We start from the raw sequence: 19622 nt of genomic DNA, 5'->3' as shown, positions 1-19622 counted from the left end.
CGCTTTGCGGATCGCCATCCTCAAGGAGCGCGCCCCGGGCGAGACCCGGGTCGCAGTGACGCCCGAAACGGTGAAGAAATTCGCCGCGCTCGGCGCGACGGTGGCGGTCGAGGAAGGCGCCGGCGCCAGCGCGTCGATACCCGACGAGGCGTTCCGCGAGGCGGGGGCCGAAATCGGCCCTGCGGCGGCGACGGTGAAGGGCGCGGATATCGTGCTCGGCATCCAGGCGCCCGAACTCGCGCTGCTCGAAGGCGCGCAGCCGGGCGCGTGGGTCGCCGCGCTGTTCGATCCGTTCGCCAACCGGGAGCTGGTCGCGGACTACGCGAAGGCGGGGATCGAGGCGCTGTCGATGGAGTTCATGCCGCGCATCACCCGCGCGCAGAGCATGGACGTGCTGTCTAGCCAGTCGAACCTGGCCGGCTACAAGGCGGTGATCGCTGCGGCCGACACTTATGGTCGCGCTTTTCCGATGATGATGACCGCGGCAGGCACCGTGCAGGCCGCGCGCGTCTTCGTAATGGGCGTGGGCGTAGCGGGGCTGCAGGCGATCGCCACCGCACGGCGGCTTGGCGCGCAGGTTTCGGCGACCGACGTGCGCAGCGCCACGAAGGAACAGATCAGGTCGCTCGGCGCCAAGCCGGTGTTCGTCGAGAATGTGGCGGGGATCGAGGGCGAGGGATCGGGCGGCTACGCCACCGAGATGAGCGAAGAATACCAGAAGGCCCAGGCCGAGCTGGTGTCCGGCCATATCGCGAAGCAGGACATCGTCGTCACCACCGCGCTGATCCCCGGCAAGGCCGCGCCGCGCCTGATTTCCGACGCGCAGGTCGCGAGCATGAAGCCCGGCAGCGTGATCTTCGATCTCGCGGTGGCCCAAGGCGGCAACGTCGAAGGCTCGGTCGCGGACCAGGTGGTGGAGCGGCACGGCGTTAAGATCGTCGGCTATGCGAACACCGCCGCGCACCTCGCCGCCGACGCCAGCGCGCTGTTCGCCCGCAACCACTACAATTTCCTCTCCGCTTTCTGGGACAAGGAGGCGGGCAAGCCGGTGCTCGATGAGGAGATCGGCGACACGGTGCGGCTGACGAAGGGTGGCGAAGTGGTGAGCGAGAGGCTTAAGAAGGCCTCGTAACCCCTTATAACGTAATAATTAACTCGCCGGATATCCGTCGGCAAATCCCGCAACTCATGCCCGGATGCGGTCGCGCGAGGGCCCTTTCTCGGAAACAACGCTACCCTCGTTCGTAGGGTAGGCAGAGTTTGGGGCACACAGCGCTCCAGGCTGCCGAGGAGAATATCTATGAGACTTCCTTCACTTATGCTCGCCGGTGTCGCTGCCGTATCGCTTGCAGCGTGCAGCAGCGAACCTGCCGCCGATACGACGCCGGACGATGCGATGGCCACCGACGCGATGGGCGACGACATGGCCGCTTCGACCAATCCGACCGTCGGCGGCGCGCCGATGATGGCGGATATGACGATCGTTGAAAACGCTTCGAAGGCGCCGAACCTTACGACGCTGGTTTCGGCGGTGACTCAGGCCGGGCTGGGCGAAACCCTGTCCGGGGCCGGACCGTTCACGGTGTTCGCCCCGACCAACGACGCCTTTTCCAAGGTTCCCAAGGCGACGCTCGACGGCTTGATGGCCGATGACGGCAAAGACGATCTGACCAAGGTGCTGACCTATCACGTCGTACCCGGCAAGCTCACCGCCGCCGATCTCGCCGCGCAGATCGAAGAAGGCGGCGGCACTGCCACGCTGACCACGGTCGAAGGCGAGGATCTGACGCTCACGATGGATGGCGACATGGTTAAGATCGCCGGCATGGGCGGCAGCACGGCGATGGTCAACACGGCCGACGTCATGCAGTCGAACGGCGTGGTCCACGTCATCGACGGTGTGCTCACGCCGACGCTGTAACCGTTCGGAAGCGTTAACTGGAAAGCGCCGGGTCGCCATGTGCGGCCCGGCGCTTTCGTTATGGCCGCCCAGAGCGTCCGTACCATCTCGACAGCGTCGCGCTCGCTTGCAATACACACCCCCGAACCGAACCGGTCGAGAGGGGCGCCAGCTTTGGATTTCATCAGTATCCTGTCGATCTTCGTGCTGGCCTGCTTCGTCGGCTACTACGTCGTCTGGTCGGTCACCCCCGCGCTGCACACCCCGCTGATGGCGGTGACCAACGCGATCTCCAGCGTCATCATCGTCGGCGCGCTGATCGCCGCGGCGGCGGCCGAGGTGCCGGGCGCGAAGTGGCTCGGCCTCGCCGGCGTGGTGCTGGCCAGCGTCAACATCTTCGGCGGCTTCGCGGTGACCGAGCGGATGCTGGCGATGTACAAGAAGAAAGAAAAGCCCGCCGCCGGGGAGGGCAAGGCCCGATGATCCTCGCCCCCGACACGACCACCGACCTGTCGCTCGCCGCCGACGCCGCGCATGCGGTGAACCCGTGGGTCGCGCTCGCCTACCTCGCCAGCGGGGTGCTGTTCATCCTCGCGCTGCGCGGGCTGTCGAGCCCGGCGAGCAGCCGGCGCGGCAACCGCTTCGGCATGGCGGGCATGCTGATCGCGGTGGTGACGACGCTGGTGACGCACGAGCTTGCCAGTCTGCCCGAAATCCTCGCCGCGATCGCCATCGGCGGCGGCATCGGCTTCGTGATCGCGCGGCGCATCGCGATGACCGCGATGCCGCAGCTCGTCGCCGCATTCCACTCGCTCGTCGGCCTCGCCGCGGTGCTGGTGGCGGCGGCGGCGTTCCTCAATCCGGGCGGGTTCGATATCCTCGGGCTCGACGGCAATATCCTCGCGATCAGCCGGGTCGAGATGGCATTGGGCGCGGCGATCGGCGCGATCACGTTCTCCGGCTCGGTGATCGCCTTCGCCAAATTGAACGGGAACATGGGCGGCGCGCCGATCCTGCTGCCGGCGCGGCACGTCATCAACCTCGGCACGCTCGCCGCGATCCTCGGCATGACCGCCGCGTACGCGCTCGCGCCGAACGCCGGGCCGGGCGAGGGGTGGCTGTTCTGGGCCATCCTGATCGCGGCCTTCGTGATCGGCTTCCTGCTGATCATTCCGATCGGCGGCGCGGACATGCCGGTCGTGGTCTCGATGCTCAACAGCTACTCGGGCTGGGCGGCGGCGGCGATGGGCTTCACGCTGCACAACACCGCGATGATCGTCACCGGCGCGCTGGTCGGCAGTTCGGGCGCGATCCTCAGCTACATCATGTGCCGCGCGATGAATCGTAGCTTCATCTCGGTGATCGCAGGCGGATTCGGCGCGGATGCGAGCGCGAGCGGCGGCGAGGCGAAGGAACAGCGCCCCTACAAGCAGGGCAGCGCGGCCGACGCCGCCTTCATGCTCGAACAGGCGGAAAAGGTCATCATCATCCCCGGCTACGGCATGGCGGTCGCCCAGGCGCAACACGCGCTGCGTGAGATGGCCGACGTTCTGAAGGAAAAGGGCGTCGAGGTGAAATACGCAATCCACCCCGTCGCGGGCCGGATGCCGGGGCACATGAATGTGCTGCTGGCCGAAGCCAATGTGCCCTACGACGAGGTGTTCGAGCTGGAGGACATCAACTCCGAGTTCGCGCAGTGCGACGTCGCCTTCGTCATCGGCGCGAACGACGTCGTCAATCCGGCGGCCAAGACCGACAAGTCGTCGCCCATTTACGGCATGCCGGTGTTCGACGTGGAAAAGGCCAAGCAGGTGTTCTTCATCAAGCGCAGCATGGGCGGCGTCGGCTATGCGGGCGTCGACAATGACGTGTTCTACATGGACCAGACGATGATGCTGCTGTCCGACGCCAAGAAGATGGTCGAGGAAATCGTCAAGGCGATGGACTGATGCGCGCCCTGTGGCCGCTGGCAGCGCTGGTCCTCGCCTCGGGCTGCGTCGAGCGGATCGCCGAGGACCGCGTGCGCAGCGCGCTCGTGGGGGCGGGGCTGTCGGACCGCAACGCGACCTGCATGGCCGGGCGAATGGTCGATCGGCTGACGATCGCGCAACTGCGCAAGCTGGAAGGGCTCAAGGCCCGGCCCGGCGAAAGCGCGCGCCCGGTAACCCTGGGCCAGTACGTCGATCGTGTGCGCCGCGTGGGCGATGCCGAGGCCGTCGCGGTGACGGCAAGCTCCGCCGGGCTCTGCGCGGTCGGGCTGGGCTGAGGGGCGCTCTCCGTTCGCATCGTCGGTTTCGAAAAGGGACCGGCTTGGCTTTCTCCCGCAACTGTCGCACAATGCGCGCAAGGGAGAGAACGACGATGACCATCGGGCACAAGACACTGATTGCAGGCGCGATATCGCTCACGGCGCTGGCCGCGCCGCTTCATGCTGAAACGATCACCGTGGATGCGGGCGAGGGCGCGCAGGAACGCTTGCAGGAGGCGCTGATCCTCGCCGCGCCGGGCGACGAGGTGGTGCTGGGCGCGGGCCGCTTCGCGATCTCCGATGGCCTCAGCCTCGACGTCGACGGCGTCACCCTGCGCGGCGCGGGGATGGAGGCGACGGTGCTCGACTTCACCGGCCAGCAGGGCTCGGGCGAGGGGCTGTTGGTCACGTCGGACGGGGTGATCCTGCGCGATTTCGCGGTCGAGAACCCCAAGGGCGACGGGATCAAGTCCAAAGGCGCGGACGACATCGTCTATCACAAAATTCGCGTCACCTGGACGGGCGGACCCAAGCCGACCAACGGCGCCTACGGCATCTACCCGGTCGAAAGCACCAATATCCTGATCGACGGCAGCGAGGTTTCCGGCGCGTCGGACGCCGGGATCTACGTCGGCCAGTCGAGCAAGATCACTGTGCGCAATTCGGTCGCGACCGACAACGTCGCGGGCATCGAGATCGAGAACAGCCGTGACGCGATCGTCGAGCGCAACTTCGTCAGCCGCAACACCGGGGGCATCCTGGTGTTCGATCTGCCCGATCTGCCGGTGATGGGCGGCGGCAACGTGCTGGTGCGCCACAACCTCGTGGCCGAGAACACCACCGCCAATTTCGCGCCGGAGGGCAATATCGTCGCCAGCGTGCGGCGCGGCACCGGCATCATGGTGATGGCGAACGAGAACGTGTGGGTCGGGCAGAACCTGCTCTACGACAACCCGACCGCGCCGATCATGGTGATCGCCTATCCGCTGGAGTTCGACGATCCCGATTACGATCCGTACCCGCGCAGCGTCGCGATCGGCTGGAACGAGGTCGACGCGGGTGGCACCGATCCGCAGATCGACGGTGCCGAGCAATTGCTCGCGGCCTTCGGCGGCGCGCTCCCGCCGGTGCTGTGGGACGGGCTGATCGGCGAAAGCGATCCCGCGCCGCTGACCGTCCATCCCGAGATGAATGGTTGGTCGCTCAACCTGCCGCAACAGGGCCGCCGGATGGAAGGCGCGCAACCCGGCCCGCTGGAGGTGGCCGCAGCGGGTGAACCGCCGGCGAGCGAGGGCTGGGGCGCGAGCGCGGAGCTGGAGGCGCGCATCCGGTGAGGCGCGCGACCGCCTTTCTCGCGGCGGGCCTGCTCGCCGCCACCGCCAGCATCGCCGCGCATTCGCAGGGCAGTGCGGCGGCGGTGAACGATGCCGCGGTCACCGATGGGCTGCCGCGCACACTCGACGAATTCGGCTTCTTCGCCGACGCACCCGCGCAGGAGCCTGCCGCGCGGGTGACGCCCTACCGCCTCAACACGCCGCTCTATTCGGACGGGGCGGAGAAATTGCGCTTCGTCTACCTGCCAGAAGGCGTAACGATGCAGGCGGCGGGCGAGGGGCTGCTCGACATCCCGGTCGGCGCGGCGCTGATAAAGACCTTCGCTTTCGGGGAAGGCGATGGCCGCCGCCTGATCGAAACGCGCGTGCTGCTCCACCGCGCTGACGGCTGGCTCGCCCTGCCTTACCTTTGGAACGAAGAGCAGACCGAGGCGCGGCTCGCGGTCGCCGGCGCGCGGGTCGAGGTGACGACGCCGCGCGGGCAGGCAATCAGCTACCGCGTGCCGAACAAGAACCAGTGCAAGGAATGTCACGGGCTGGAAGGCGCGGTCGTGCCGATCGGGCCCAAGGCGCGCAACCTTGCGCACGAATGGCTCGGCGCGATGGTCGACGGCGGGCTGCTCGACCGCGTGCCCGAAGGCGCGGACGTGCTGCCTTTGTGGGAGGCACGCGGTGAGGCGGGCGCCGAGGATGCGGCGCGCGCCTATCTCGATGTCAACTGCGCGCATTGCCACCAGCCCTCGGCCACCGCCTCCAATTCCGGGCTCGATCTGCGGTGGGAGCAGCACGATCCGCGGCTGCTCGGGATCATGAAGCGCCCCGTCGCCGCCGGGCGTGGATCGGGCGGCCTGCTGTTCGACGTCGTGCCGGGCAAGCCGGGCGAATCGATCCTGGTGCACCGGATGGACAGCGACGAACCGGGTGTCGCGATGCCCGAACTGGGCAAAGCCACGGTCGATCCCGAAGGCGTCGAGGCGGTCGAGCGCTGGATCGCCGGGATAGCGCCCTGACCTTCTTTTTGCGCGGTTAACCACCGTATCGCGCGCGTCGTCCGTCGTGCCGCCACCGGCTGGACGCGCACCGCCGGATGTCGCTAAGGTCGGGGCCGTCACGCGATATCGGAAGGGCACGGACTTTGCGCAAACTGGGGCTGATCGGGGGCATGAGCTGGGTCTCCACCCGATCGTATTACGACCATATCAACCGCCTGGTGCAGCGCCGCGCCGAGCCGCTGGCAAGCGCGCCGCTGATCATCGACAGCCTCGATTTCCGGCGTCTGCATGGTTTGCACGAAGCACAGGACTGGGCGCGCGCGGCACAGGTTCTGGGCGAATCCGCACGCCATCTCGAAGCGGCGGGAGCGACGGCGATCGTGATCGGCGCTAACTCGATGCACAAGGTCTACGACGAGGTTGCGGCCCAGGTCGATATCCCGATCATCCACATCGCCGAATGCGTAGGCAAGCGGATGCAGCGCGATGGCGCCACCAATGCCGCGCTGATCGGCACGCGCAACGTGATGACGGAAAACTTTTATCGCCAGCACCTCGTCGCGCACGGGGTGGACCTGACGCCACCCGACATGGCCAACGTCGAGATTCTCGACCGGATCATCTACGACGAGCTGATGCTGGGCAAGGCGACCCGCGATGCCGAGCGTGCGCTCAAGACCATGATCAGCCGCAAGGAGCAGGACGGCGTGGAGGCGATCGTGCTCGCCTGCACCGAGCTCGAACTGGTGGTCGATGTCGACGCCAACGTGCTGCCGATATTCGATTCCACGCGCATCCATTGCGAAGCGGCGGTGGACTGGATCATGGGCGGGGATTGATCCGCGTCACGCGGGGTTGCCCGATTGTTCCCGTTGTCGCGCGGGCGGTTAGGACCTAGGCGCACCGGGCATGACCCGTGCGCCCTTCGCCGCCGATCCCGCCGCGTCGCGCGGGCGTGAATTTTCCGAGGACCGCGCCGGCGCGCGCGGGCCGCGCAGCGAATTCCAGCGCGATCGCGACCGGATCATCCACTCGATCGCCTTCCGCCGGCTGCGCTCGAAGACGCAGGTGTTCATCGCGCCCGACGGCGATCACTACCGCACCCGGCTGACGCACAGCCTCGAAGTCGCGCAGATCGGCCGGGTCATCGCCCGCGCGCTGGGGCTGGACGAGGACCTGACCGAGGCGCTGTGCCTCGCGCACGATATCGGTCACCCGCCGTTCGGCCATGCCGGGGAAGACGCGCTGGAGGCGGCGACCGCGCCGCATGGCGGGTTCGATCACAACGCACAGGGGCTGCGCACGCTGATGCGGCTCGAAAGCCCCTATTGCGACCATCCTGGGCTGAACCTGACGTGGGAACTGCTCGAAGGGCTCGCCAAGCACAACGGGCCGGTCGTGCAGCCGGGCTGGGCGCTGGCCGAACTCGATGCGGCCTTTCCGCTCGACCTCGCCCGCCACGCCTCGCTCGAAGCGCAAGTCGCGGCGGTGGCGGACGATATTGCCTACGACAATCACGATATCGACGATGGCCTACGCGCGGGCTTCCTCGCGCTCGACGATCTCGTGTCGCTCGATTTCGTCGCGGACCAGTGGCGTGCGGTCGAAAAGCGCTTTCCCGCCGCCTCGAGAGAGCGGCAGTTGCGCGAACTGGTGAGGGTGCAGATCGGCCTGATGGTCAACGACGTCATCGAACAGACGCGCGATGCCGTGCAAGGCATTGAAACGGCGGAAGCCGTACGCCGGGCGGGGCGCACGCTGGCGACGTTCTCGCCCGCGATGGCGGCGCAGGAACGGCGGCTGAAGCGCTTCATGTACGACCGGCTCTATTACCATCCCGAACAACTCGCCACCGCCGGGCGGGCGCGCGACCTCGCCGCCCGGCTGTTCGAAGCCTATGCGGGCGATCCTTCGCTGATGCCCGAGGGCTGGCGCGCCGCGCTGCCCGCCGGCGAGCCGCAGCGCACGCGCCACATCGCCGATTTCATCGCCGGGATGACCGACCGGTTTGCGATCGACCAGTACGCGCGCATTTTCGGCGACCGGCCCGAAGGATTGAGCAATGTCTGAGCCGCTGCGCATCGCGCTCGCCGGAGCGACCGGGCTGATCGGGCGCACGGTGATCGATCTCGCCATCGGGCGCGACGATTTCCGCCTCACCGGGCTCAGCCGGCGCGAGGTGCCGCTGCCCGACGGCGTGCGGATGGAGATGTTCGTCGCCGATCCGGCGCAGTGGGGCGAAGTGTTCGAAGCGGTGCGGCCGACCGCGCTGATCTGCGCGCTGGGCACCACCTGGCGGCAATCCGGCGCGGACGAGGCGGCGTTTCGCGCGGTCGATCACGATCTCGTGCTGGAAACGGCGCGCGCCGCGAAGGCGCACGGCGTGGAGCGGATGGTCGCGGTCAGCTCCGCCGGGGCTTCGCTCGCGGCGAAGACCTTCTACTTGCGCGTGAAGGGCGAGGTCGAACGCGATCTCGCCAAGGTCGGGTTCAAGCGCCTCGACGTGTTGCGCCCCGGCCTGCTGCGCGGCGAGCGTGGCGAGGAGCGCAGGCCGGGCGAACGGATCGGCATCACGGTGAGCCCGCTGACCGATCTGTTCCTGCGCGGCGGCATGCGGCAGTACCGCTCGATTGCCGCGCGGATGGTGGCCGAGGCTACCCTCGGCCTCGCGATGCGCAAGGCGGCGGGGAAGTTCTCCCACGACAACGACGGCATCCGCCGCGCGGCGCGCGAATTTCCGCAACCCGCGCACCACGCGGTCGGCGCCTGAGGGGCAGCGCGATGTGGACCGGAATCTTCGCTTTCACCAATCTCCTCGCGCTCGCTGCCTGGGCGATCCTCATCCTGCTGCCGCGAAAGCCGCTCGCGATGGCCGCGGTGCTCTATTGCGGGATCGGCCTGCTGTGCCTCATGTATTCGGTGCTGCTCGTCCTGCTCGCGACGGGCGCGGTCGATCCGTTGCGGGACGCAGGCCTGCCACCGCCCGGCCTCGCCGATTATTCGGTCGCGGGGCTCAAGTCGCTGTTCCGGTCGGACGGCGCGATCGTCCTCGGCTGGACGCACTATCTCGCGTTCGATCTGTTCGTCGGCCTGTGGATCGCGCGCGACGCCGATGCGAAGGGGTTCGGTCGGGTGGCGCAGGCTCCCGTGCTGCTGGCGACGTTCCTCGCCGGTCCGCTCGGGCTGTTCGCCTGGCTGACGATCCGCGAACGTCGCGCACGGGCGCAGGGGCGGTGGGAATGAAGCGCCACGCCCCGGCGACCGCGCGCAACAGCGCCCCGATCGCCGACGTGCTGGCGGGAGAATTGCCCGAGCGCGGGACGGTCCTCGAACTCGCCAGCGGCTCGGGAGAGCACGCGGTGTTCTTCGCCCGGCGGTTTGCGAACCTGCGATGGCAGCCGAGCGATCCCGATCCGGGCGCGCGTGCCTCGATCGCGGCTTGGCGTGACGCAGATGGACCGGCCAACCTGCTCGCACCCATCGCCGTCGACGCCGCAGCGCCGCAATGGCCGATCGCTGAGGCCGACGCGGTGGTGTGCATCAACATGATCCATATCAGCCCGTGGGCGGCGACCGAGGGCCTGTTCGCCGGAGCGGCGGGCTTGCTGGCGCACGGCGCGCCGCTGATCGTCTATGGCCCTTTCCTGGAAGCAGATATCGAAACCGCCCCGTCGAACATCGCGTTCGACGTAAGCCTGCGCGGGCGCGATGCAGCGTGGGGCCTGCGGGATCGTGCTGCGGTCGATCGCGTCGCCGCGGATGCCGGTTTCACGCCCGGTGCACGCTACGCGATGCCGGCGAACAACCTGACGCTCGTCTATCGCCGGTCCTGAAAATGAAACGCCCGCCGGATCGCTCCGGCGGGCGCATACGACCCGTAAGGGCTTTTTATGCCGATCAGATCGCTTCGTCGCCGGCCTCGCCGACCGATTCGATGTCCTGGCCTGCACCCTTGACGGTGTTGCAGGCCGCGGCGGTGAGCGAGAAAGCGGCGATTCCCGCTGCGAGAATAATCTTGCGGACCATGGTGTCTTTTCCCTTTTCCCCTGCTCGTAACGAGCGGACGGGGGTGAAACGCATCCGTGCATCCGCGGTTCCTGCGGTCTGTCGCATGCGCTTGCCGTGTTGCGGAAAGGCACCCATATCGCCCGCGCGATGGGCATCCACCACTTCATCACCTTCGCCAGCGAGGCCGAGATCGCGGGGCTCTGGGGCTTGCTGCTGGTAGCGGTGTCGCTGATCGCCATGATCGGCGAGACCCGGCGGATGAAGCGGGCGCGGATCGACGGCATCGGCTGGGTGCCGTGGCGCCCGATCTTCCTGACCACCGCCATCGTCGGCTGCGGCCTCATCATGCTCGCGGTGAAGGGCGTGCTGACCGGTTAGAGGCAGGCTTCTAGATAGGCCTGATCGAAGCCGAACTGGCGCGCCTTTTCCAGCGTGTAGGGGCGCAGGCCCGAGCTGCGGAACTCGCCGAGGATCTTGCCGTCTTCGGTTTCCTCGAGATACTCGAACTTGAACAGTTCCTGGGTGACGATCACGTCGCCTTCCATCCCAATTACTTCGGTAACGTTGGTCGTGCGGCGCGAACCGTCGCGCAGGCGCTTCACCTGCACGATCAGATCGACCGATTCGGCGATCTGCCGGCTGATGGCTTCCTTCGGGATCTTGATGTCGCCCATCAGGATCATGTTTTCCATACGGCCGAGGCACTCGCGCGGGGAGTTGGCGTGCAGCGTGCACATCGAGCCGTCGTGGCCGGTGTTCATCGCCGCGAGCAGGTCGAAACACTCCGCGCCACGAATTTCGCCCAGGATGATGCGGTCCGGCCGCATGCGCAGCGCGTTTTTGACGAGATCGCCGATGGTGATCGCGCCTTGCCCCTCAAGGTTCGGCGGACGCGTTTCGAGCGGCAGCCAGTGCGGCTGCTGCAGGCGAAGCTCGGCCGCGTCTTCGATGGTCAGCACGCGCTCGCCCGGGTCGATCATCTTCGACAGGGCGTTGAGCATCGTCGTCTTGCCCGAACCGGTGCCGCCCGAGATGACGACGTTCATCCGGCACGCACCCGCGATCTTGAGCGCAGTGGCCATCTTGTCGCTCATCGAGCCGAAGTCCTTGAGCATGTCGATCGTGATCGGCTTCTCGGAGAACTTGCGGATCGAGATCGCCGTGCCGCGCAGCGACAACGGCGGCACGATCACGTTGACGCGGCTGCCGTCCTTCAGGCGGGCGTCGGCGAGCGGGGTGGTTTGGTCGACGCGGCGGCCGACCTGGTTCACGATCCGTTGGGCGATCTGGAACAGGTGCTGTTCGTCGCGGAAGCGGATATTGGCGACCTGCAGCTTGCCCTTGCGCTCGACGTAAGTCTGGTCGGGCCCGTTGACCATGATGTCGGAGATGTCGGGATCGTTGAGCAGTTCCTCGAGCGGCCCGAAGCCGAGCAGTTCGTCGATCAGCACCTTTTCCAGCGCGAACTGTTCGCGCCGGTTGAGCGTGACCTTGAGCTCGGCCAGCACCTCCATGATGATCGGGCGGAATTCCTCGGACAGCTCGTCCTTGGTCAGCGTCGCCGCGGCTTCGGGGTCGACGCGCTCGAGCAAGCGGGGAAGCACCTGCTCCTTGATCTTGTGGACGCTGGCCTCGAACCCGCCGATCTCGGCCTGCTGGTGGATCGCGTTGGCGCGGTCGGCCAGGCGCGTCAGCGCGTCGGCCTTGTTCGGCTGGCCCGGATCGCCTTGCGAGGGGGCGCCTTCGCCCGGAAGCGGAGGAAACTGATCGCCGCCCGGCTCGGGCGAGCGCTGCGCCGCGTCACCGCCCTGCATCGGGCGCGCGACACCGAACGAGGGACGCGCGCCGGGCGCCATACCGCCGGGCCCGTTCTTCCGTCCAAATGCGCTCATCTGACGACCCCCAGTTGTTCGTCGGTTTGCCCGGCATTTCTCCGCGATAGCGGACCGGCACGTTAGAAAGGTGGTAAATAGGGCGGAAACATTGAGAAACTCTGAAAGCGCGGCGCTATCGCCGAGGGTTCCCGAGATTGCTGGCCGGGCTTCCGACCGCAGCAGCGACTTTGCCGCAGGCGAACCAGATCGCCGTCACCAGCAGGACCGAGAGATAACCGTCGACGGCGTAATGATAGGCGAGATGCACGGACGATAGTTGGATCGCCACGAAGAAGGCGAAGAAAGCCAGTCCGATCCGCCGGTCGATGCGCCATGTGGCCAATACATAGAGCCAGCAAAGCGCGACGTGCATCGACGGCATGGCGGTGATGCCGCGCCCGAATCCGCCCTCCGCCGAGCGGTGCCAGTCGAGCAGCAGTTGCTGCACGTCGAGCACTGCCAGCGGATAAATCCGGTCCGCTTCGTGCAAATACGCCATCTGCTCTGCAAAGTGCTGATTGCCTAGGATCGGACCGACGAAGCACGGCCCGACGGAAGACAGCAGCGTGGCGAACACCATTCCCACGACGGTCCAGGTCGCGAAGTAACCGATGAAGAACGTCAGGCGCAGCCGGCGCTCGCGCACGTAGAATGCGAAAACGATCGGGCCCAGATAGATCAGCGCGAACCACAGATGATAGAGGTTGGAAGCGATCAGGCTGACGATCGGGTGGCCCATGATTGGCTGGAGCAGCCGCCACGGGTCCGTGCCGTGAATGGCCTGGTCGAGAGCGATGAAGGTCTCGTCCCAGGCGAACGGATTTATCCGCCCGATGCTGCTCTTCATCGCCGAGAACGCAGGCATGAAGAGGCCGACCGCCGCGATCGGGAGGAGCGCGGACGTCCGCCGGGCCGCGATCTGGATCACAGGCGGCGAGGACAGATAGCGAAACGGGCTGACAGGGCGCACGATCGCCAGGCGAACGACTGCTTCGGCGATGATAACCGCCGCGCTCAGAACGAGATAGAATCTGGTGTTGATGACGAACCAATCGCTGCTCGGCCATCCCAACCCGGCAGCCGCGATGAACTGGAGGGTCAATAAGATGATCGCAACCGCCAGTGCGAAGATGCACGCGTCGTCGCGCAGGACGACAGTCCGCAATACCCGGGTCGCGGAAACTGAGGGGGGTATCGCGATCGCAACGCTGCCGCTCTGCTCGCTATGCCTCAACACTACAAGTCCCCCGCACCCCAATGCATACTCGCTAAATGAGCGGTGCTAATTTAACCTTAACCCTGATTATTCGAGGCGTTGGGAGAACGTGGCGGCGAAGTGTGCTTGATCATCTCGATTGCGGAGCATTCCGGCTCGATTGACATGATATACTGATATGATATCAGGATATCATCATGCGAATCCTCACCGACATTCCCGACGACGATGTCGAAAAACTCGATGCTTTTGCACTTCGGCGGAAGAGTTCGCGGGCAGCGCTCATTCGCGATGCGGTTAAGATATATCTCCTGCACAATGCCGACACGAAGAGCTGGATCGCGCGCGGCGCCGGGTTCTGGAAGGATCGCGACGATATCGGCGATGCCATCGATTATCAGCGCGCCTTGCGGGAAGATCGAACCGCCTACGAAAACCTCTGACGCGTGTCCGACCCCTTCTTCGACAGCAACATCCTGATCGACTGGCTGCGCGATATCCCCGCCGCCAGTGCCGAACTGGGCCGATACAACCGCCACCGCATCAGTCGCGTGGTCTGGGCCGAACTTCTCGCCGCCGAACCGATCGAGCAGCGCGAAACCCTCCAGCAGATCATCGCGCCATTCGAAGTCGTGGAAATCGACGCGCGGATCGCCGCTGCCGCCGCCGACATCCGGCGCCGGGCGAAAATGAATCTCATGGATGCCTTTATCCTGGCCACGGCGCAGGTTAACGGCGCAATTCTGGTCACCCGCAACACGCAGGACTTCCCGGCCAACATGCCCGGAATTCGCGTGCCCTATCATCTGCGAAGGAACTGAGTTCAATGTGCGGAATCATCGGCATCGTCGGCAATGGCCCCGTCGCGGACCGGCTGGTCGACGGGCTTCGGCGGATGGAATATCGCGGCTACGACAGCGCCGGGGTCTGCACGATCGACGGCGGCAAGCTCGTTCGCCGCCGGGCGGAAGGCAAGCTGGCCAATCTGGTCGCGGAACTTGCCCACCATCCCGCGCCCGGCACGGTCGGCATCGCGCACACCCGCTGGGCGACTCACGGTGCACCCACCGCGAACAACGCCCACCCGCACGCCACCGATCACGTCGCGCTGGTCCACAACGGGATCATCGAGAACTTCAAGCCGCTGCGCGACGAACTGCTCGCTGATGGCCGGACGCTCGAAAGCGAAACCGACAGCGAAGTCGTGGCGCACCTAATCTCGCGCGAGATCGAGAACGGCGCTTCGCCCGAGGGTGCGGTGAAGACGGTGCTGCCCCGGCTGCGCGGCGCGTTCGCACTGGCGATCGCCTTCCGCGACCATCCCGACATGCTGATCGGCGCGCGCCTCGGCTCGCCGCTGGTGGTCGGCTACGGCGAGGGCGAAACCTACCTCGGCTCCGACGCGCTGGCGCTTGCGCCGCTGACGCAGAAGATCGCCTACCTCGAGGAGGGCGACTGGGTGGTCGTCACGCGCGAGGGCGCGCAGGTCTACGATGCGGCGAACGAAGCGGCCGAGCGCGAAGTGACGACCTCGGGCGCCTCTGCCGCGGCGGTCGAGAAGGGCAATTACCGCCACTTCATGCAGAAGGAGATTTTCGAGCAGCCCACCGTCGTCGCGCAGACGCTCAAGAGCTACATTCATCAGGTCGACAACACGGTGGCGCTGCCGCAGATCGATTTCGATCTTTCGGCGGTGAACCGGGTTACGATCGTCGCCTGCGGCACATCGTTCTACGCCGCGATGGTGGCGAAATACTGGTTCGAGACGTTTGCGCGCGTGCCGGTGGACCTCGATGTCGCGAGCGAGTTCCGCTATCGCGATCCCGTGCTCGAGGAGGGCGGGCTGTCGCTGTTCATCAGCCAGAGCGGCGAGACCGCCGACACGCTCGCCGCGCTGCGCCACTGCAAGGCGGCGGGGCAGACGATCGGCGTGGTGGTCAACGTGCCGACCAGTTCGATGGCGCGCGAGGCGGACCTGCTGCTGCCCACCCATGCGGGGCCGGAAATCGGCGTCGCCAGCACCAAGGCCTTCACCTGCCAGCTCGCCGTGCTCGCCGCGCTCGCCGCGCATCTGGCGGTGAAGAAGGGCCGGATGGATCGCGCCGAGGAGCAGGAGGTGGTGCGCCACCTGCTCGAAGCGCCCGCCGCGCTCAACGCCGCGCTCGACCACGACGAGGATATCGCCGGGATGGCGCACCTCATCGCTCCGGCGCGCGACGTGCTCTACCTCGGGCGCGGGCCGGATTATCCGCTGGCGCTCGAAGGGGCGCTCAAGCTCAAGGAAATCAGTTACATCCATGCCGAAGGCTATGCCTCGGGCGAGATGAAGCACGGCCCGATAGCGCTGATCGACGAGGCGGTGCCGGTGATCGTCCTCGCGCCGTCGGGTCCGCTGTTCGAGAAGACCGTCTCCAACATGCAGGAAGTGCGCGCAAGGGGCGGCAAGATCGTGCTGATCTCCGATGCGGAGGGGTTGGCGGAAGCGGGCGAAGGCTGCCTGGCGACGATCCAGATGCCGCGGGTCCATCCGCTGATCGCGCCGCTGGTCTATGCCGTGCCGGTGCAGCTTCTGGCGTATCACGTCGCGGTCGCGAAGGGCACCGACGTCGACCAGCCGCGCAATCTCGCCAAGTCCGTCACCGTCGAGTAAATCGGCGCAGCAACGTGGTCGGGCGCGCGCGGCGCTTTACTGCCCCATAACCTTTCGGGGTTTATCAGCCCCGCGGTGACAGAGAAGCACGCAGATCAGGGGGTCGATCCGTCCCGTCTTTCGGTGATGTCCGTGCTCGGGCTTCGCGGGGAAGGGGACGCGGAATGGAATCGCTTGCGCGGGCTGCAACTCGCGCGGGTCTCGGGTGCGTGGAAATCCCGCCTCGCAGCGCACGTTTTCGCCGCCGCGATGGTCGCTTGGACGTGTTTCGGGAAAGTGCCCGATCTCCTCCTGTTCGGCTGGTGCGGGCTCGTCGCCGTCGCGGTGTTCTATATCCTGCGCCGCGATGCGAGCCTGCTCGACGCCGACAACCGCCGCGTCAACGCGGGTGAATTGCGCGCGCATGCGCTGCGGATCGGACTGATCGGGGTGCTGTGGGCGATAGCGGTGCTCGCATTCGCGCCGTTCATCGGGCCGGTCGACAAGTTCGTCGTCCTCGTTGCGATGGGCACGCTGGTCGCGGGCTCGGCGCTGATCGCGTCGGGCGCGCCGCTCGGCACGCTGGTGTTCGCCGCCGTTTCCGGAGTCGCCGCGATGGGAATGCTCGCGGTCGAGCAGGCGTGGCAATTGCTCGGACTGACAGCATCCTTCCTGATCGCCGTGAGTTACGGCACGATCGAGATCGCGCGCATCTATCTCACCGCCCGGATGGCGGAAATCAACGCCGCGGAAAAGTCCGAGGTCGTCTCGCTCCTGCTGCGCGAATTCGAGGAAAACGGCGCCGATTGGCTATGGCAGGTCGATACCTCGCGCCGCATCCGTGGCGCCTCGCCGCGCTTCTCGTTCGCGCTCGGCAAGCGGCCCGAGGAGCTGGAAGGGCAGTCGTTCCTGCAATTCATCGCCGGCGATGCTTGGGACAGCGGACAGTTCCCGCCCAGCCTGCACGATCTGGCCGAACGGATGAAGCGGCGCGAAAGCTTCTCCAACCTCATGGTGAAGGTCTCGATCGGGCACGAGACCCGCTGGTGGGAGCTGTCGGGCACGCCGCTGTACGACGCCGCGGGCGCGTTCGCGGGATTTCGCGGCGTCGGCTCGGACGTCACCCAGCAGCGCGAATCGTCGGAGAAGATCGCCTATCTCGCGCGCTACGACACGCTGACGGGCCTGCCCAACCGGCTCATGCTCACCGAGGCGCTGGGCGAGGCGCTGCGCTATGCCGGCCAGTGGCGCACGCGCTGCGCCTTCCTGATGATCGACCTCGACCGGTTCAAGGCGGTCAACGATTCGCTCGGCCATCTGGTGGGCGACCAGTTGCTCGCGCAGGTGTCGCGCCGCCTCAGGGATCTGATGGACGAGAGCGCGCTCTGCGGTCGTCTCGGCGGCGACGAGTTCGCGATCGTCGTGCGCGATGCTTCGGACAGGAGCCGCGTGGAGGCCATCGCGCGCCGGGTGATCGAACGGCTGTCGCAGCCTTACGAGATCGACCATCACACGCTCTACGTCGGTGCCAGCGTCGGCTCGGCGTTCGGCCCGCGTGACGGCAAGACGGTCGAGGACTTGATGCGCAACGCCGACCTCGCGCTCTACCGCGCGAAGGACGAGGGCGGCAGCGACCATTTCCACTACGAGCCCGCCCTCCACGCCTCGGCGGAAGAGCGGCGCAAGCTCGAGTTCGCGCTGCGCCGCGCGCTCGACCGCGGCGAACTGGCGCTGAATTTCCAGCCGGTGGTCGACGCGCACGACGAAACGATCGTCAGCTTCGAAGCACTGGTGCGCTGGCACAGCGCCGAACACGGCTTCGTCAGCCCGGGCAAGTTCATTCCGCTGGCGGAGGAAACGCGGCTGATCGTGCCGATCGGCGCTTGGGTGCTCGAACAGGCGTGCCGCGAGGCCACCCGCTGGCCGCGCCACGTGCGGATCGCGGTCAACGTGTCGCCCGAACAACTGCTCGAACCCGAATTCGCCGGCACCGTGGTGCGGGCGCTGTCCGCCAGCGGGCTCGACGCGCGGCGGCTGGAGATCGAGGTTACCGAGAGCATCTTCCTGCGCGACGCCGACATCGCGCGCGGCGCGCTCGAACAGGTCATGGCACTCGGCTGCACGGTGGCGCTCGACGATTTCGGCACCGGCTATTCGTCGCTCGGCTATCTGCGGAAGCTCAGGTTCTCCACGATCAAGGTCGACCGCACGTTCGTCCAGGGGGCGGCGCAGGGCGGGGCGGAGAGCCTCGCCATCGTCCGTGCGGTGGTGGCGATGGCGCAGAGCCTCGAGATGTCGACGACCGCGGAAGGCGTCGAGACCGCCGAACAGGCGGAGATGCTGCGCAATCTCGGGTGCACCAAGATCCAGGGGTTCCACTTCGGCCGACCGATGCCGGCGGAAGATGTCGAACAGTTGTTCCGCCGGTCGAGCCAGCGCCTCAGCGCCTAGGCGGCGACAAGGCCCTTCACCGCACCTTCGAACAACCGGCGTCCGTCGCTGCCGCCGTGATCCGCCTCGATCGCGCGTTCGGGATGGGGCATCATGCCGAGCACGTTGCCCGCCTCGTTCAGGATGCCCGCGATGTCGCGGCGCGAGCCGTTCACGGAATCGAGATAGCGGAACGCGACGCGCCCTTCGCCCTCGATCCGGTCGAGCGTATCTTCGTCGGCGAAGTAGTTGCCGTCGTGATGCGCCACCGGCAGCACGATCTTCTCGCCGCTGTCGTAGGCGCCAGTGAACAGCGACTGGCTGTTCTCCACCCGCAAAGGCGCGTTGCGGCAGGTGAAATCGAGCTGCGCGTTGCGCATCAGCGCGCCGGGCAACAACCCGCTTTCGGTCAGCACCTGGAACCCGTTGCACACGCCCAGCACCGGCACGCCGCGCCCGGCGGCCTCGATCACCGCGCGCATGATCGGGCTGCGGCTGGCGATCGCGCCGCAGCGCAGGTAATCGCCGTAGGAGAAGCCGCCCGGAACCGCGATGAAATCGAGCCGGTCGGGCAGGTCCGCGTCGCCGTGCCACACGCGCAGCGCGGGCGCGCCCGAAACCTTTTCCAGCGCCACCGCCATGTCGCGGTCGCAGTTCGAGCCGGGGAAGGTGATGACGGCGCCGCGGAACGCCATCACGCGGCCTCCGTACTCTCGATGCGGAAGTTCTCGATCACCGTGTTGGCCAGCAGCTTGCGGCACATGTCCTCGAGCTGCGCCTCGCTGGTGCCGTCGGCGACGTCGAGTTCGATCAACCGGCCGATCCGCACGTCCTCCACGCCCGAGAAACCGAGGCCTTCCAGCGCGTGGTGCACCGCGCGGCCCTGCGGATCGAGCACGCCGGGCTTGAGGCTGACGTGGATGCGGACTTTCATGGGCCGGGTGCCTTTCTCGATAGCGGGGCGATCGCGATGCGCGCGCCTATGCCGCCC

Annotated in this window: 22 protein-coding genes; 17 read left to right on the top strand and 5 right to left on the bottom strand. The window is 66.9% G+C overall.

Annotated features, from left to right (window positions below; translation table 11 throughout):
* Positions 1-4 precede the first annotated feature (4 nt).
* The 12 genes from ACE3QC_RS05210 (at position 5) to ACE3QC_RS05155 (ending at position 10307) form a co-directional block, all read left to right on the top strand.
* Entirely contained in the window at positions 5-1132 is a 1128-nt protein-coding gene (locus ACE3QC_RS05210) for an NAD(P) transhydrogenase subunit alpha (protein WP_374406039.1), read from the top strand.
* A 168-nt stretch (positions 1133-1300) separates the two neighbouring features.
* Positions 1301-1921 carry a fasciclin domain-containing protein gene (locus ACE3QC_RS05205; protein ID WP_374406038.1) on the top strand — a complete coding sequence of 207 codons (621 nt, stop codon included), beginning with the start codon at positions 1301-1303 and terminating at the stop codon, positions 1919-1921.
* A 153-nt stretch (positions 1922-2074) separates the two neighbouring features.
* Positions 2075-2383, top strand: a complete 309-nt coding sequence (locus tag ACE3QC_RS05200) for an NAD(P) transhydrogenase subunit alpha (RefSeq protein ID WP_374406037.1) — start codon at positions 2075-2077, stop codon at positions 2381-2383.
* Positions 2380-3849, top strand: a complete 1470-nt coding sequence (locus tag ACE3QC_RS05195) for an NAD(P)(+) transhydrogenase (Re/Si-specific) subunit beta (RefSeq protein ID WP_374406036.1) — start codon at positions 2380-2382, stop codon at positions 3847-3849. The genes ACE3QC_RS05200 and ACE3QC_RS05195 overlap by 4 nt, the downstream gene beginning before the upstream one ends.
* Entirely contained in the window at positions 3849-4166 is a 318-nt protein-coding gene (locus ACE3QC_RS05190; protein ID WP_374406035.1) for a hypothetical protein, read from the top strand. Before ACE3QC_RS05195 ends, ACE3QC_RS05190 begins: the two co-directional genes overlap by 1 nt.
* 95 nt (positions 4167-4261) lie before the next feature.
* Positions 4262-5482, top strand: a complete 1221-nt coding sequence (locus ACE3QC_RS05185) for a parallel beta-helix domain-containing protein (protein WP_374406034.1) — start codon at positions 4262-4264, stop codon at positions 5480-5482.
* Positions 5479-6492: an SO2930 family diheme c-type cytochrome gene (locus ACE3QC_RS05180; RefSeq protein WP_374406033.1), complete on the top strand. Its 1014-nt coding sequence runs from the start codon at positions 5479-5481 to the stop codon at positions 6490-6492. The genes ACE3QC_RS05185 and ACE3QC_RS05180 overlap by 4 nt, the downstream gene beginning before the upstream one ends.
* A gap of 125 nt (positions 6493-6617) precedes the next feature.
* The gene (locus tag ACE3QC_RS05175; RefSeq protein WP_374406032.1) at positions 6618-7313 is read left to right on the top strand and encodes an aspartate/glutamate racemase family protein; all 696 of its coding nucleotides are present in this window, start codon (positions 6618-6620) and stop codon (positions 7311-7313) included.
* A 70-nt stretch (positions 7314-7383) separates the two neighbouring features.
* Positions 7384-8544: a deoxyguanosinetriphosphate triphosphohydrolase gene (locus ACE3QC_RS05170; RefSeq protein ID WP_374406031.1), complete on the top strand. Its 1161-nt coding sequence runs from the start codon at positions 7384-7386 to the stop codon at positions 8542-8544.
* Positions 8537-9244: an NAD(P)H-binding protein gene (locus ACE3QC_RS05165; RefSeq protein WP_374406030.1), complete on the top strand. Its 708-nt coding sequence runs from the start codon at positions 8537-8539 to the stop codon at positions 9242-9244. Before ACE3QC_RS05170 ends, ACE3QC_RS05165 begins: the two co-directional genes overlap by 8 nt.
* An 11-nt stretch (positions 9245-9255) precedes the next feature.
* Positions 9256-9717: an abscisic acid-deficient protein Aba4 family protein gene (locus tag ACE3QC_RS05160; protein WP_374406029.1), complete on the top strand. Its 462-nt coding sequence runs from the start codon at positions 9256-9258 to the stop codon at positions 9715-9717.
* Positions 9714-10307, top strand: coding sequence for a DUF938 domain-containing protein (locus tag ACE3QC_RS05155; RefSeq protein WP_374406028.1), 594 nt, complete (start codon positions 9714-9716; stop codon positions 10305-10307). Before ACE3QC_RS05160 ends, ACE3QC_RS05155 begins: the two co-directional genes overlap by 4 nt.
* 64 nt (positions 10308-10371) lie before the next feature.
* Here the strand turns inward: ACE3QC_RS05155 and ACE3QC_RS05150 are convergent, their stop codons facing one another.
* The gene (locus tag ACE3QC_RS05150; protein WP_374406660.1) at positions 10372-10500 is read right to left on the bottom strand and encodes an entericidin A/B family lipoprotein; all 129 of its coding nucleotides are present in this window, start codon (positions 10498-10500) and stop codon (positions 10372-10374) included.
* A 129-nt stretch (positions 10501-10629) separates the two neighbouring features.
* Between ACE3QC_RS05150 and ACE3QC_RS05145 the strand changes: the two genes are divergently transcribed.
* A complete protein-coding gene (locus ACE3QC_RS05145) occupies positions 10630-10860 on the top strand; it encodes a hypothetical protein (protein WP_374406027.1) in 231 nt (76 codons plus the stop codon).
* On the opposite strand, the gene ACE3QC_RS05140 is transcribed toward ACE3QC_RS05145, so the two are convergent.
* A complete protein-coding gene (locus ACE3QC_RS05140; RefSeq protein ID WP_374406026.1) occupies positions 10857-12374 on the bottom strand; it encodes an ATPase, T2SS/T4P/T4SS family in 1518 nt (505 codons plus the stop codon). The two genes, ACE3QC_RS05145 and ACE3QC_RS05140, sit on opposite strands and share 4 nt — an antisense overlap.
* A 115-nt stretch (positions 12375-12489) precedes the next feature.
* On the bottom strand, positions 12490-13458 hold the full coding sequence (locus ACE3QC_RS05135) for a phosphatase PAP2 family protein (protein ID WP_374406025.1): 969 nt from the start codon (positions 13456-13458) through the stop codon (positions 12490-12492).
* 311 nt (positions 13459-13769) lie between these two features.
* Here ACE3QC_RS05135 and ACE3QC_RS05130 point away from each other — a divergent pair, with 311 nt between their 5' ends.
* From ACE3QC_RS05130 to ACE3QC_RS05115, 4 genes are all read left to right on the top strand, one after another.
* A complete protein-coding gene (locus ACE3QC_RS05130; protein ID WP_374406024.1) occupies positions 13770-14015 on the top strand; it encodes a ribbon-helix-helix protein, CopG family in 246 nt (81 codons plus the stop codon).
* Positions 14016-14018: 3 nt separating this feature from the next.
* On the top strand, positions 14019-14393 hold the full coding sequence (locus ACE3QC_RS05125) for a PIN domain-containing protein (RefSeq protein ID WP_374406023.1): 375 nt from the start codon (positions 14019-14021) through the stop codon (positions 14391-14393).
* A 5-nt stretch (positions 14394-14398) separates the two neighbouring features.
* Positions 14399-16222 carry a glutamine--fructose-6-phosphate transaminase (isomerizing) gene (glmS, locus tag ACE3QC_RS05120; protein WP_374406022.1) on the top strand — a complete coding sequence of 608 codons (1824 nt, stop codon included), beginning with the start codon at positions 14399-14401 and terminating at the stop codon, positions 16220-16222.
* 126 nt (positions 16223-16348) lie between these two features.
* Positions 16349-18652, top strand: a complete 2304-nt coding sequence (locus ACE3QC_RS05115) for a putative bifunctional diguanylate cyclase/phosphodiesterase (RefSeq protein WP_374406658.1) — start codon at positions 16349-16351, stop codon at positions 18650-18652.
* Here the strand turns inward: ACE3QC_RS05115 and purQ are convergent.
* Together purQ and purS are read right to left on the bottom strand one after the other, a co-directional pair.
* On the bottom strand, positions 18649-19326 hold the full coding sequence (gene purQ, locus ACE3QC_RS05110) for a phosphoribosylformylglycinamidine synthase subunit PurQ (RefSeq protein WP_374406021.1): 678 nt from the start codon (positions 19324-19326) through the stop codon (positions 18649-18651). The two genes, ACE3QC_RS05115 and purQ, sit on opposite strands and share 4 nt — an antisense overlap.
* Complete coding sequence (gene purS, locus ACE3QC_RS05105) at positions 19326-19565, bottom strand: phosphoribosylformylglycinamidine synthase subunit PurS (protein WP_374406020.1); 240 nt, start codon at positions 19563-19565, stop codon at positions 19326-19328. The genes purQ and purS overlap by 1 nt, the downstream gene beginning before the upstream one ends.
* Positions 19566-19622 lie beyond the last annotated feature (57 nt).

It is taken from the genome of Pelagerythrobacter sp. (assembly GCF_041912895.1).
GTDB lineage: Bacteria > Pseudomonadota > Alphaproteobacteria > Sphingomonadales > Sphingomonadaceae > Pelagerythrobacter.
Note: the sequence above shows the minus strand (reverse complement) of the source record. Positions and strands in the feature narration are given on the sequence as shown.

Bases quoted from the DNA above. Each gene is read 5' to 3' on its own strand.
- ACE3QC_RS05205 (WP_374406038.1), top strand. From the start codon at position 1,301: ATGAGACTTCCTTCACTTATGCTCGCCGGTGTCGCTGCCGTATCGCTT.
- ACE3QC_RS05195 (WP_374406036.1), top strand. From the start codon at position 2,380: ATGATCCTCGCCCCCGACACGACCACCGACCTGTCGCTCGCCGCCGAC.
- ACE3QC_RS05190 (WP_374406035.1), top strand. From the start codon at position 3,849: ATGCGCGCCCTGTGGCCGCTGGCAGCGCTGGTCCTCGCCTCGGGCTGC.
- ACE3QC_RS05185 (WP_374406034.1), top strand. From the start codon at position 4,262: ATGACCATCGGGCACAAGACACTGATTGCAGGCGCGATATCGCTCACG.
- ACE3QC_RS05170 (WP_374406031.1), top strand. From the start codon at position 7,384: ATGACCCGTGCGCCCTTCGCCGCCGATCCCGCCGCGTCGCGCGGGCGT.
- ACE3QC_RS05165 (WP_374406030.1), top strand. From the start codon at position 8,537: ATGTCTGAGCCGCTGCGCATCGCGCTCGCCGGAGCGACCGGGCTGATC.
- ACE3QC_RS05160 (WP_374406029.1), top strand. From the start codon at position 9,256: ATGTGGACCGGAATCTTCGCTTTCACCAATCTCCTCGCGCTCGCTGCC.
- ACE3QC_RS05155 (WP_374406028.1), top strand. From the start codon at position 9,714: ATGAAGCGCCACGCCCCGGCGACCGCGCGCAACAGCGCCCCGATCGCC.
- ACE3QC_RS05150 (WP_374406660.1), bottom strand. From the start codon at position 10,500: ATGGTCCGCAAGATTATTCTCGCAGCGGGAATCGCCGCTTTCTCGCTC.
- ACE3QC_RS05145 (WP_374406027.1), top strand. From the start codon at position 10,630: ATGGGCATCCACCACTTCATCACCTTCGCCAGCGAGGCCGAGATCGCG.
- ACE3QC_RS05140 (WP_374406026.1), bottom strand. From the start codon at position 12,374: ATGAGCGCATTTGGACGGAAGAACGGGCCCGGCGGTATGGCGCCCGGC.
- ACE3QC_RS05130 (WP_374406024.1), top strand. From the start codon at position 13,770: ATGCGAATCCTCACCGACATTCCCGACGACGATGTCGAAAAACTCGAT.
- glmS (WP_374406022.1), top strand. From the start codon at position 14,399: ATGTGCGGAATCATCGGCATCGTCGGCAATGGCCCCGTCGCGGACCGG.
- ACE3QC_RS05115 (WP_374406658.1), top strand. From the start codon at position 16,349: ATGTCCGTGCTCGGGCTTCGCGGGGAAGGGGACGCGGAATGGAATCGC.
- purQ (WP_374406021.1), bottom strand. From the start codon at position 19,326: ATGGCGTTCCGCGGCGCCGTCATCACCTTCCCCGGCTCGAACTGCGAC.
- purS (WP_374406020.1), bottom strand. From the start codon at position 19,565: ATGAAAGTCCGCATCCACGTCAGCCTCAAGCCCGGCGTGCTCGATCCG.